The organism is Actinacidiphila yeochonensis CN732 (assembly GCF_000745345.1).
Lineage (GTDB): Bacteria > Actinomycetota > Actinomycetes > Streptomycetales > Streptomycetaceae > Actinacidiphila > Actinacidiphila yeochonensis.
This window is the reverse complement of record NZ_JQNR01000005.1, coordinates 1,243,289-1,255,066: the sequence shown is the minus strand read 5'-3', so window position 1 is coordinate 1,255,066 and position 11,778 is coordinate 1,243,289. Positions and strand designations below refer to the sequence as shown.

Below are 11,778 nucleotides of genomic sequence, written 5' to 3'. Positions count from 1 at the left end.
GTCCCTTCACCGCCCCCTCGCCCGTCCCCCGCCCGTACGCCGCCGCAGCAGCGGCACGTGACGAGGGAACGGGTGGACGGGTGGGGTCGCAACACCGCCGACTACGCCGCCCGGGTGGCGTGACATCCCACCGGGTAATCCATTGGGGTCGCCGTCGCCGCAACCGAACGCCCATTACGGGCGGGGGTGCGCGTCCACGCCGGGCTGCGCGCGGACCCTCTGGTCCAATAACGCCTACCAGCTGTTCTTCCGCCGGGGTGGGGCCGTACGCCCTCGTCACCCCGGGCAGTCACGGCCACGCCTGAGGAAGCACCCGTCCCCTGGAGGGCACCCATGCATCCCGCAGCACCCGGTCCACGACTCCGATCAGCCAGGCGCCACCCGCTCCAGCGGGTGGGCGGCACCGTCGCGGCCCTGGCCGCGCTGCTGGCCGGCGCCACCATGCTGGCCGGCAGCGCCACCGCCGCCCCGGGCCGGGCCGGCCCCGAGACGATCCGCCGGTCCCAGCCCCACCACTGGATGGGCTCCAGCATCCCCGCGCACGAGGGCCGCACCACCACCAGCTCCACCGGCATGACGAGCCCTGCCGGCCCCACCGGCACGACCACCGCCCCCCAGCAGGGCCGCGGGGTGCCCGGCCAGCACTGGCTGGGCTCCAGCATCCCCGCCCACGAGGGCCGCATGCCCAGCATGCCCAGCGCGCCCAGCATGCCCAGCATGCCGAACATGCCCAGCCTGCCCGGCATGCCCAGCCCCACCGGCACGGCCACCGCCACGCCCAGCCCCTCCACCCCACGCCCAGCCCCGCCACGCCCAGCCCCGCCACGCCCGCCACCCCCGGTCCCACGCCGAGCCCCACGGGCACGCCCACAGCGCCCACCACCACGCAGCAGGGCCGCGAACTCCCGGGCCAGCACTGGATGGGCTCCAGCGTCCCCGCCCACGAGGGCCGCGCCACCGGACGGGCCGCGACCCCCGACACCGCGACGGCCACCACGACCGTGCCGCGGACTCAGGGATTCGACGTCAGCAACTGGCAGGGCACGGTGGACTGGCCGGCCGCCTACAGCAAGGGCGCCCGCTTCGCCTACATCAAGGCCACCGAGGGCACCTCCTTCCACGACCCCCAGTTCGACGCGAACTACACCAACTCCTACTACGCGGGCTTCATCCGCGGCGCCTACCACTTCGCCACCCCGGACACCTCCGGCGGCAAGGCCCAGGCGGACTACTTCACCTCGCACGGCGGCTCCTGGTCCAAGGACGGCAAGACGCTGCCGCCGCTGCTCGACATCGAGTACGGCGACGGCCCCACCTGCTACGGGCTGAGCCAGAGCGCGATGCGCTCCTGGATCGCGGCCTTCGTCGACGAGGTGCACGCCAAGACCGCCCGGTGGGCCGCCATCTACACCACCACCGACTGGTGGACCACCTGCACCGGCAACACCTCGCAGTTCGCCTCGAACGACCCGCTCTTCATCGCGCGGTACGCCTCGACCCCGGGAACGCTGCCGGCCGGCTGGCCGTACTACACCTTCTGGCAGCACGACGACTCGGGCACCTTCCCCGGTGACCAGGACTACTTCAACGGGCCGCTCACCGGCCTCCGCAACCTCGCGGACAACACCTGACACCACCCGAGGAGCAGGCACCCGGGGAGGTCCCACCCCCACCCGCGGGGCCGGCCGGCGCGCTCGACGCGCGGGGCCGGCCCCGCGCGCGTTCCCGCCCGGCCGCCTGGTGAGCGCGGGTTCCGCGGGCCGGGAGGTGCCCACGGGTCCACCGCGCCGGAAGGTTCGCACGAGGCGGGTGCGGGACGGTACCGACCTTGTACGCGGTTGTCGGCGGTTGCCATCGGTTGTCGGCGGTTACGGCCGTTGTCGATGATTGTCGGTGGTTGTCCGCGATTACTGGAAATCGACCGCACCGGCCGCCCCGAATTGCCACCGCACGACCCATTCACCCAATTGCGGATAGCGAACGCATTCAGCTCCGGCCACCGAATGCCGGGCCGCCTCCGAACCCCCTCCCGCCACCGTCAATTCTCGCGGTGGCGGAATACCGCCCACCGCCCGGCGAGCCACCGCCAGCACGGACTCGCAGGCAATCAGGGGCAGATCAGCCCTTACGCCCCCATCTGCGGGCATGTAAAGCCGAGGGTTTCTTTCGATCCGGTAAAAGCCCGCTCTTTCCTGGCTGTTCACTATTCCCACACTCGGTGAATGGCGTGCACACTACACGCTGTATCGGCCGTGTACGCGGGCACCGCGCACACGGCCGAAGCACTTCCCTTTCGCACCTATTTGTTGGAGTCGTCATCACCGACATACGCACCCCCCGGACGCTCCGCGTGCGGGCCGGCGCCGTCGCGGTGGCATCGCTTGCCACCCTCGCCGGCTCGCTGGTCCTCGCCGGCCCCTCCCAGGCGGCGGCGCCCACCCCGTCCGCCAGGACGATCTCGGGCAGCCACCCCTCCTGGGCCACCGCCTCGGCCGACGCCGGCACGCTGTCCTCGGGCACCGAGCTGACCGGCACGGTCTACCTGGCCGGCCAGGACGCGGCGGGCCTGACCGCCTACGCCACCTCGGTCTCCGACCCCGGCAGCGCCGACTACGGCACGTTCCTGACCCCCGCCCAGTACGACGCGCGGTACGGCACCACGCAGGCGCAGATCTCCGCGGTCCAGAAGTGGCTGCGGGACGCCGGCCTGACGATCACGGGGACCACGCAGCACGCCATCACCGTCAAGGGCACCAACGCCGCCGTCACCAAGGCGTTCGGCACCTCGGTGCACAACTACACCGTGAGCGGCAAGCTGCGTCACGCGCCGGCCCACGACGTCGTCGTCCCCGGCTCGATCGCCGCCGACATCCTCGGCGTGGTCGGCTTCACCTCGGCCGGAGATAACGTTGTCAAGCCGGACTCGCAGCGCGTCGACACGACGGCCCCGACCGGCGCCAAGAGCGGCGGCGGCCTGTCCACCACGGCGACCTGCTCCGACTATTGGGGCCAGAAGACCGCCACGGGCGCGCCGCAGGGCTACACCGACAAGCCGGTGTCGTACGACCAGTGCTCGCTCGTCCCCTCGCAGCTGCGCAAGGCGTACGGGATCGACACCTCCAAGCTGACCGGCAAGGGCGCCACCATCGCCATCGTGGACGCCTACGCCAGCTCCACCATGCAGGCCGACGCGAACCAGTACGCGGTCAACCACGGTGACAAGGCGTTCAAGGCGGGCCAGTACAAGGAGGTCGTGGACTCCTCGCAGTGGAACAGCCAGGACGCGTGCGGCGGCCCCGAGGGCTGGGCGCCCGAGGAGGCGCTGGACGTCGAGATGGCGCACGGGCTCGCCCCTGACGCCAACGTCGTCTACGTGGGTGCGAACTCCTGCGAGGACACCGACCTGCTGGACGCGATCAGCACGATCGTCGACCACCACCTCGCCGACGTGATCTCCAACTCGTGGGGCGAGGTGATGCACACCACCGACGACACCGACGTGACCGCGTCGGAGATCGCCGCGTACGAGCAGGTCTTCAAGCAGGCCGCGGTCGAGGGCATCACCGTCGGCTTCTCAGCCGGCGACTGCGGTGACAGCAGCCCGCTGGCGGCCGCCACCGGTGCCAACTGCCAGGCCAACACCTCCCGCGCCCAGGCCAACTGGCCGGACTCCGACCCGTGGGTGACCTCGGTCGGCGGCACCGCGCTCGGCATCGCCGACAAGAGCGGCTCCTACGGCTTCGAGACCGACATGGGCACCCTGCGGTCCCTGCTGTCGGCCGACGGCAAGAGCTGGACCCCGTCCGTCCCGGCGCCGTTCTACTTCGGCGGTGGCGGCGGCACCAGCGAGGACTTCGCGCAGCCGTCCTACCAGCGCGGCGTCGTGCCCAGCTCGGTCTCGCACACCCTGATGACCGGCGCGAAGAGCCGCACCGCCCAGCGCGTCACCCCTGACGTGTCGATGGTCGGCGACCTCTACACCTCGGTCTCCGTGGGCCTCTCCGACGGTGCGGCGTACAGCGAGGGCGGCTACGGCGGCACCAGCGTCTCCTCCCCGGAGTTCGCCGCCGTCCAGGCCGACGCCATCCAGGCGGCGCACCACGCGCTCGGCTTCGCCAACCCGGCGATCTACGCCCGCTCGAACGTCTTCACCGACGTCGTCGACCACCAGGCGCAGGTCAGCAAGACCCCGCTGAGCAGCGTGGCGGACTTCGGCCTCAGCAACGGTGTGCTGAACGCCAAGCTCGTGGCCTTCGGCCAGGACACCTCGCTCAACGCGGTCCGCGGCTACGACGTCGCCACCGGCGTCGGCTCGCCGAACCTGTCCTACCTGCGGTCCTTCTCAACCTCCCAGCGGTAACCGGGAGCCGTCCGCACCCCGCGGGCCCCGGGCGCGGAGCACTCCGCGCCCGGGGCCCGCGGGCTTTCCCGGGACGGCCCTGACCAGGTGCCGGCTTCCCCGGGGGCGGCCAGGACCGGACGCGGACGGACCCCGCTCGGGTACGGCTCAGGGGCGCCAGGACGGGTCGCGGCCGCTGAGTCCGATCACCCGGTCCAGCAGCGGCGCGTCCGGCGGCACTTCGACGGCGACGTCGAACAGCCCGGGGATCGGCCGCTGCTCCACCGAGGCCGCCAGCAGCTCCCGGCAGAGGTCCAGCTCCGCCGGCTCCGCGTCGTAGGGCTGGCCGGTGGACCGGGCCAGGTCCCAGCCGTGGACGACCAGTTCGTTCAGCGCCACCAGCCCGGCCTGCCCGCCGGGCAGCTCCACCCCGCCGATCTGCGTCATCCCCTCCCAGGCCGCCGGATCCCGCCAGGCCTCCGCCAGCCCGTCGAGCAGCAGCGGGAGTTCGTCCCGCCAGGCGCCGTCGTCGTCCACGTCCGGCACGGTGGCCGCGGGGCTGCGTCCCGTGTGCTCGGTCCGCTCCTTGCGGGCCGCGTACTGGAACCCCTGGCTGAGGCCGACCAGGTGCCCAAGCAGGTTGCGCACCGCCATCCCCGGACTGGGTGTCGGGTCCGCCAGCCGCCCCTCCCCCACGCCCGCGGCCAGCTCCGCGACCCTGCGCGCCGCCCCGCCCAGATCCACCTGACCGCCCCCGCCCGGGGCCTTCCCCGCCGTGTCCGCCATGGCTGCCGCCGCCTCTCTCCCGAACCCGTCCCGCCGCGCGCCTCCGGAGCCGCACCGGCCCCGCTCACAGAACAGGACCGCGGCGCACCCGGAAACTCATCGCTCCGTCCAGGACCTCTCGGTACGAGCCGCCCGCCGGACCACCGCCGGCACCGACACCGCCGCCGTCACAGCCACGATCACCGCCACCGCCACCGCCGATCACGAAACCGTCAAGTACGCGACGCCCAAACGAAGATGATCGTTCATCAGATGTTTGAGTGAACGAACCTTTAAGACGATCTTCACGGGGCTAGATTCCTCCAGCCGGTGAGCTGGTCTCAGCGGCACCACACACCCATTGGGGGGGACTTTGAGGATTCGAACTCGCCGCACCCTCGCGGCGATGACGACCGCTGCCTGCATGGCGGTGGGAACCGCCTGCTTCGCCGTGCCCGGCGCGCAGGCGCTCAGCATCTCGGCGACGACCGGGTCGATCGCACTGAACAGCGGCTCGGGCGTGCAGACCGTCCAGCCGGACGGGTCCGGCGCGACGACCGTCGCCGGCATCCCGAACAGCGGCGGGATCAGCACCGCCTGGGCCCCCGACGGCAGCCGGGTGGTGAGCGGAGGACAGGCCACCGACCAGCTGGCGACAGCTCGGGTCACCGGCGCGTCCTCCCCCGTCACCGTGGGCTGGCCGCAGGGCAGCACCCGCGGCTCGACCTACCAGGACGCGGTGTACTGGTCGGACGGCAGCTACCTGCTCAGCAGCACGGGGTCGGAGCTGCTGTACGGGCCCTCCGACAACTCGTACGACCCGCAGCCGCTGCTGACGTCCGTCCAGGAGCCGGCGGCCGACTGCGACACGCAGCCGACGACGAGCCCCTACGGCACGGTCGCCTTCACCCGCACCGCGCCCTGCGGCGCCGCCACGTCGGCCATCTGGACGTACGACCCGACCGCCGACACCGTCACGCAGCTCATCGCCAACGCCGCCGACGCGGAGTACTCGGCGGACGGCACCCAGCTGGTCTTCACGCGCGCCGTGGACGGCGTCAGCCAGCTGTTCACCGCGCAGGCCGACGGCAGCGGCGTCAAGCAGGTCAGCTCGGACGCCGCCGACCACCTGCACCCGTCGTGGGACCCGGCCGGCGGCCGGATCGCCTACGACTCGCGCGACACCGCGACCGGCGCCACCACCGTGCGGGTCGAGAACCTCGCGGACGGCTCGACCAGCACCATCAGCAGCACCGGCGAGAAGCCGTCCTGGCAGCCGGTACGCGACAACACCCTGGACCGGGTCTACGGCACCGGTGCGATCGGCATCGACGACGCCGCCTCCCGCTGGACCTTCGACACCGCCGGCGCGGCCCACCAGGACGGGCTGATCGCCGCGCGGTCCGCCGTCCTGGTCAACAAGGACAACGCCACCTACGCCGCCCCCGCCGTCTCGCTGGCGGCCGAGAAGCAGGCCCCGGTGCTGATGACGTCCACCAACGCGGTGGACGCCTCGGTCAGCGCCGAGCTCACCCGGTCCCTGCCCAAGGGCAGCACCGTCTACCTGGTCGGCGGCACCAACCTGCTCGGCACGGGCGTCGCCGACCAGATCACCGCCCTCGGCTACAAGGCGCTGCGCCTGGACGGCACCGACCTGGCCGCCGTCTCCGCGCGGGTGGCCACGCAGATCACCGCGGCCCCGAAGTGGGTCTTCGTCGCGGACGGCAGCGACTACCACGACCCGATCGCCGCCTCCACCGCGGCCGGCGCGCTCGGCTACCGCGGCCTGGGCGTGGTGCTGCTCACCCGGGGCACCACCATCGAGAGCTCGGTGCAGAACTACCTCAACTCCCTCGACCCGGCCACGACGAACCTCGTCACGGTCGGCACCAACGCCCTCACGGCGATGGAGACCACCCCGCTGAGCAAGCAGTGGAGCTTCTGGGACGTCAGCGGCAGCTCCAACGAGATCACCGCCGTGAACCTGGCGAAGTTCTGGTGGGCGGCGCCCAACGTGGCCACCGTCCAGGACACCTGGACCTGGCAGAACGCCGTCGCCGGCAACGCGGTCACCGCCACGTACGGTCCGGCCCTGTGGTCCACGGTCGACGTGCTGTCCTCGAACTCCGCCGCGTACCTCGCCCAGGAGTCGGCCTCCGTCCAGAACGTGCAGACCTTCGGCGGCAACGACGCGTACTCGGTCCAGAACCGCGCGGACATCGGGAACGCGATCGGTATCAGCAGCACGTACCTGTCCACGGTCTGGGCGGCCGGCGGGAACCTCCCCGCCCCCGCCGCCACCACCGCGAAGTCCGCGGCCTCGCCGCTGACGACCGCGCGCACGGCCGTCCCGGCGGCTCCGGCGTCCCCCGCGGCCCCGGCCGCCGGGAGCGCCTCCCGGTCCCTGATCGACGCCCACCCGGCGCGCACCGGCGCGCGCGTCAGCCAGCGGTAACCCCACCGCCCGGCGACGGCGGCCCTCCGGCCGCCCGGCACAGAGCCCCGCGCCCCGAAAGGGGTGCGGGGCTCTCTGCCGCCCGCCGCGCCTCCCCTCACGCGGTGCCTCCCCCGAACGCGGACACCCCCGGGCCCGGTCGCCACTGCGACCGGGCCCGGGGGTGTCCGCGGACCGTCCGACGGGCCGGGTTCGCGGGCGGTCAGCCCTGCTGCGGGTTGGCGTCCTGGCCCTGCCCCGCGGCAGGCTGGCCCTGCCCGGCGGGCTGGCCCGCGACCTGCGGCTGCGGGGCCGGCGCCGCCGCTCCGATCTGCGCGAGCAGCGACTCCGCCTGCGCCTTCTCGACCTGGCTCTGCGCGCCGCAGAACGTGCACTGCGTGGAGAACTTGGTGCTGATCGGGAAGAGCGGGATGAAGAACAGCGTGAACTTCGTGACGCGCTTGCGCAGCGCGTGGGCGGCCGGGTTGCCGCAGCGGCCGCACACCAGCGTCAGCATCGCCAGCTGGTACACGTAGCTCCGCGTACCGAAGAGGATGAGCATGAGTGACCTTCCGTCCGAATCCCCGCCCCTGTGACGGATTCCGTGAAAGCAGAGTGTGCCCTACGAAGGTGAAGGTCCGGCAGCGGATATGCGCGAACCTCCGGTTCCGGTTCCGGGTCCCGGCGCGGCGGCAGCAGCGGCCCCGGGGCCCGGCGCCGGGCGGGGGACGGGCCGCAGCGGCAGCGGTGGGCGGCGTCCGTCCGGCCCGGCCGCGGCGTACAGCGCGACGGCCAGCGGGCGGATGCTGGCCAGCCGGTAGCCGGTGCCCGACACCGGGTCCTCGGGCAGGCCCGGCAGCAGGTCCCGGTCGAGCAGCCGTTCGGCGGCGCGGATGTGGGCGCGGACGGTCTTGGCGGCGAGCCCCAGCTCCTCGGCTGCCGGGCCGACCCGGCAGCCGCACCCCACCCACGCCCGCACGGTGCGCAGCAGGTCCCGCCGGTCGGCGGCCAGCGGGCGCAGCGTCCGCTCGCCCCAGGAGCGGACGGCGGACCCGGTCAGCAGAGCGTGCAGGCCCGGGTCGCCGTCCTCGGCGGGCGCGGTGCCGTGCCGGGCCAGCAGCTGGGCGGCGAGCGACAGCACCACCCGGTCCAGCACCTCCTCCTGGTCCAGGCCGACCGCGTCGAAGACCTGCCGGGTGCGGCGGGTGACGGTGTTGCGGTGCACGCCGGTCACCTTGGCGGCGGCCGCCGCCTCGAACTCCAGCGCCGCCGCGGCCGTCTCCAGTGCCGGGCCGCCGCCGCGCGGCAGCAGCAGCACCGGCCGCAGCAGCGTGGCGGCCCAGCTCCGGGCGGGGCCGGGCGGCAGCACGTCGAGTACGCCGGTGGCGCGGGCGGCCATCACCGCCCGGTCGGGGCTGTGCGGGGAACGGGTCAGCGCGTCGAGCGCCTCGCCGTACGCGTCGGCGACGGCCTCCAGCGCGTGGTCGAGGCTGCCGCCGAGCAGCACCCGCTGTCCGGCGAAGGTGTCGAGCAGTCCGCGCAGACGCGCCTCCGGGTCGGTGCCGTGGTGGCAGGGGGCGACCACGATGACGTGGCGCTGGAAGGCGGGGCAGCGCACCGCCATGGCCCGGTCGCCGAGGACGAGTTCGGCCTCGGCCAGCACGGCGTCCCGGCCGGCCCGGGCGCAGTCGAGGATGAACACCCGGGCCCGCTCGCAGTCGAGCAGCCGGTGCGCGAGGCCGGCCATCACCCGCTGGGCGGAGACGGTGTTGCCGGTCATCAGCAGCTGGAACGCCGACAGCCGCACCTCCCGCAGCGTCTCGTCCATCACCCGCCGGGCGCGCTGCTCCCGCAGCCCGGACAGCGTGAGGGTGAGGGCCCGCGCGGTGTAGTCGGCGAACCCCCGGTCGGGCGGCGGGGCGGGGGCCTGCGTGGCCACGACGAGGACGGCGTCGCCGTCGCCGGTGAGCGGGATGGTCCGTGCGAACCGGCCCTCCTGGGTGCGGCGCTGGTCCGGCCCCCGCACGGGGCCGCCCGGACCGGCGGCGCCCTCTGGCGCTGGCCACGGCGCGGGCGACGGCGGGGACGTTGGCGCGGCCTCCGACGCGGCCGACGTCCGGGAAGGCCGAGCCAGGAAGGGGGCGAGCGCGGCGCGGGCGGTGGCGGGCGCGGCGGCGAGCACGCCCTCGCCGGTGCCGACGGCCACCTCGGCGTCGAGCTGGTCGGCGAGGAACGCGGTCAGCCGGCCCACGGCCGTGCGGAGGTCGCCGCCCGGCGCGGGCAGCCGTTCCAGCAGCCCGGCCAGCCGGCCGTCGCGGTGCTGGACCGGCGACTCCTGGACAGGCTGGTGCTGGACCGGCGGCTCCTGGACGGGGTGACGCCGGACCGGCGACTCCTGGACGGGGTGGCGCTGGACCGGCTGGTGCCGGACCGGGTGGCGCTGGGCCGGCTCCTCCCCGGCCCGGGCCAGGCGCGGGGCGAGCGCCTCCCATTCGCTGTGGTCGCGCTCCGAGGCCAGCAGCGGCAGGCCGTACTCCCGGGCGGGCCCGCGCACCCGGGCGGGCAGCGGCGCCGCGGGGCCGCCCCGGCCAGCACCAGGCCGGCGGCGCCGGCCGCGGCCAGCGCGGGCGGCAGCAGTTCGGGGCGGTCGCGGCCCGGTCCGACGACGACGAGCGCGCCCGCCGCGCGCTCCGGGGGCGGGGCGGCGTCCGGCAGCACCAGCAGCCGCCCGACCTCGCGGGCGGCCCCGCCGTCGACCAGCAGGACCGCCGCGTAGGCGGGGTCGTCCGCCACCTGCCGGACCGTCAGCACGGGCCCGCCCCGTCCGTACCGCGCGGGCCGGCCGGCGGGGGCGTCACGCCGCCGGTGCGGAGCCGGGGCACGCCGCGGCACGGAGCCGGCGCCACCACCGCGGGGCCGGCGGAACGGGTGGGGGACCGAACCGCTGAAGGGAACACGCCAGTGATGGTACGTGCGGGCCGCCCTCGCACGGCAGGTCCGATGTGGAGGTCCGGTGACAGCGGGCCCTGGGCGCTTCCGGGCAGGCTTCGCGCCCCGCGCTCCGGGGCCGGGCGCGATCACCGGGCCGCAACGGCCGTGCAACGGAGGGACGGCGGTGCGGCGGCGGTGCCCGTCAGGGCGCGGCCGCTCCCCTACCGTCGTGGACGTCGCGAGGACGGGGACGTCGCGGGGACGGGGCAGGGACGTCGCGGGGACGGGGACAGGGGACACATGCGGGTGACCGTTCCACGGCCGGTGTTCCGGTGGTTCGCGGGCCTGGTCGCGGCAGGTCTGGCCATGGCATCGCTCTCCGGGTGCACGGTCCCGATCGACGCCGTCGCCGGGATCTCCGTCTCCGCCGACGGCCACCTCCTCGGCGTCATGCTGGTCTGCGGCCACCACGTCGACGGCGCCACGCTCTCCGTGGACAGCGACGACGCCCGCGGACAGACGGACGCCGGCTCATGGACCGCGGTCCACCGTCTCTCGGCGGGCCTCGCCACCTGGCCCCTGGACTCGCCCTCCCCGGGCTGGCCGGCGACCGTCCCCCCGCGCCGGCTCACCCCCGGGACCAGATACGCCCTCTACGGCTGGACCGAGGACAACTCCTGGTCGGCGGGCAGCGTCTCCTTCACCCCGGCCGGCCGGGACCGGCTCACCCCCGGAGACGTCCGGTACGACAGCGCGAGCGACACGCCGAGGACCGTCCCCATGGCGACCTTCGAAGCCGAAGGCTGCCGGGACATGTGACGCCGCGGGCCGTACTTCCGAGCGGCGGAGAGCCCGCGCCCGTGAAAGCCCGTGCCCGTGAAAGCCCGCTCCCGTGAAAGCCCGCTCCCGTGAAAGCCCGCTCCCGTGAAAGCCCGCGCCGGTGGCCCCTTCCCCCGCGCGGGGCCACCGGCGCCGGGCCGTTCCGAGGCCGGACCGGACGTCCGCTCGGCCTCCCCCGAGACCGCGTGACGCGGACGTCCGGCCCGGACGTCCGAGCGGCCCCACCCCGGGTTTTCGCCCCCCATGACCGCTCGATCACCACGCTACGGACCGCGTGGACCCGGCACCACGGCACCGGTGCACCATTCCGGTTCCGCACACGGCACCGGTGCACCATCGGTTCCCGGCCCGGCCCCGAAACCGGCCCCGACCTGTCCCCGAACCACCCCTTGAACCGGCTCCCGAAGCGCCCCCGGACCGTACGCGCGGCCCTCGGGAGCAGCCTCATACATGCCCGGGGCACATGACA

At 74.4% G+C, this 11,778-nt stretch carries 8 protein-coding genes; 4 read left to right on the top strand and 4 right to left on the bottom strand.

Annotation, left to right across the window (positions count from 1 at the left end; all coding sequences use genetic code 11):
- Nucleotides 1-101: 101 nt before the first annotated feature.
- Nucleotides 102-776, bottom strand: coding sequence for a hypothetical protein (locus tag BS72_RS17205; protein WP_037911622.1), 675 nt, complete (start codon nt 774-776; stop codon nt 102-104).
- A gap of 144 nt (nt 777-920) precedes the next feature.
- Between BS72_RS17205 and BS72_RS17200 the strand changes: the two genes are divergently transcribed.
- Together BS72_RS17200 and BS72_RS17195 are read left to right on the top strand one after the other, a co-directional pair.
- Nucleotides 921-1,631, top strand: coding sequence for a GH25 family lysozyme (locus tag BS72_RS17200; RefSeq protein ID WP_037911620.1), 711 nt, complete (start codon nt 921-923; stop codon nt 1,629-1,631).
- A gap of 740 nt (nt 1,632-2,371) precedes the next feature.
- Entirely contained in the window at nt 2,372-4,360 is a 1,989-nt protein-coding gene (locus BS72_RS17195; RefSeq protein WP_198545912.1) for a S53 family peptidase, read from the top strand.
- 147 nt (nt 4,361-4,507) lie between these two features.
- On the opposite strand, the gene BS72_RS17190 is transcribed toward BS72_RS17195, so the two are convergent.
- Nucleotides 4,508-5,125, bottom strand: a complete 618-nt coding sequence (locus BS72_RS17190; protein ID WP_037911614.1) for a TIGR03086 family metal-binding protein — start codon at nt 5,123-5,125, stop codon at nt 4,508-4,510.
- 385 nt (nt 5,126-5,510) lie between these two features.
- Here BS72_RS17190 and BS72_RS32450 point away from each other — a divergent pair, with 385 nt between their 5' ends.
- Nucleotides 5,511-7,559 (top strand): cell wall-binding repeat-containing protein, encoded by a 2,049-nt coding sequence (locus BS72_RS32450; protein WP_157856262.1) that lies wholly within the window; start codon nt 5,511-5,513, stop codon nt 7,557-7,559.
- Between the two features lie 202 nt (nt 7,560-7,761).
- On the opposite strand, the gene BS72_RS17180 is transcribed toward BS72_RS32450, so the two are convergent.
- Nucleotides 7,762-8,100 (bottom strand): zinc-ribbon domain-containing protein, encoded by a 339-nt coding sequence (locus BS72_RS17180; RefSeq protein ID WP_037911612.1) that lies wholly within the window; start codon nt 8,098-8,100, stop codon nt 7,762-7,764.
- 60 nt (nt 8,101-8,160) lie between these two features.
- Nucleotides 8,161-10,092, bottom strand: coding sequence for a helix-turn-helix domain-containing protein (locus BS72_RS17175; protein WP_037911610.1), 1,932 nt, complete (start codon nt 10,090-10,092; stop codon nt 8,161-8,163).
- A 743-nt stretch (nt 10,093-10,835) separates the two neighbouring features.
- On the opposite strand from BS72_RS17175, the gene BS72_RS17170 reads away from it, so the two are divergent.
- Complete coding sequence (locus BS72_RS17170; protein WP_051951949.1) at nt 10,836-11,288, top strand: hypothetical protein; 453 nt, start codon at nt 10,836-10,838, stop codon at nt 11,286-11,288.
- Nucleotides 11,289-11,778 lie beyond the last annotated feature (490 nt).